The sequence below is a fragment of the Pseudoalteromonas sp. S558 genome (assembly GCF_005886635.1).
GTDB classification, from domain to species: Bacteria; Pseudomonadota; Gammaproteobacteria; order Enterobacterales; family Alteromonadaceae; genus Pseudoalteromonas; species Pseudoalteromonas aliena.
Genome location: NZ_PNDU01000508.1, coordinates 1 through 756, shown reverse-complemented (window position 1 = coordinate 756; position 756 = coordinate 1). Strand labels below are relative to the sequence as shown.

Sequence of the window (756 nt, the reverse complement as noted above, 5' to 3'; positions counted from 1 at the left end):
AGTTTAGTCATCCCTAAATTGAATATTAGATCAAATAAGGCTAACTTAACGTCATCAGGGTAACTTGCAAATTCTGAGGCTCCGTATATACGTTTAAGCTCACTTTCAAACGTTTTAATATGCTGATCAACTTGGGCATTTGCAACAGCTTCAGTAATTATTAACTTAGTAAAAGGTTTAAAACGCCCAAAACCTTCATCCTTACCAAAAGGTCTTGATTTACTTAGTTTAAATTCATCTTCAATTTGCTTCGTTGTTGCAACAACTCCCGTATCCCGAACGGTAAAAGGAACTTTTTTGCAGCTTCAACATCTTTTAATAAATGACCTACGCCAACGGTTACATACCCTTTTGTATCTAAATACATATGAGGAACATTACCTTCATATTTCATCATATTTTGTTTTAGTTTCGTTTTTAAATTGCCAGATATTGGAACAACCGCAACCACTGCAGCACTAGCCAACTTTTCATTAATTTTTTTATGAGTGCGGCCATTTGGGTCTATTTTTCCGTCTGGGCGTACCATATTCACAACTTTACTTTGAAAGAGCTTAATAGCCGCTACCGTTTTAGAGTTTTCAGGCCGTGAGCCTAAACGGCCATCTACGAGTAATTTTTTAGTAGGGGTAATTAGGTTGAGTAGCGTATTCAACGCGGTTTGTACAGTTTTTACATCGTTTAAATTGTTAGCGCCGCCTAATCCAACAGATTGAGTTATTCTGATTGCTGCCATCGAAGCATCCTTTTCTTTAA

General features: G+C 36.8%; 1 protein-coding gene. It reads right to left on the bottom strand.

The genetic code is table 11. The features are described from left to right. Nucleotides 1-223: 223 nt before the first annotated feature. Nucleotides 224-756, bottom strand: a 533-nt coding sequence (locus tag CWB66_RS22525) for a peptidoglycan-binding domain-containing protein (protein WP_502705308.1), incomplete at its 5' end; no start/stop codon positions are given.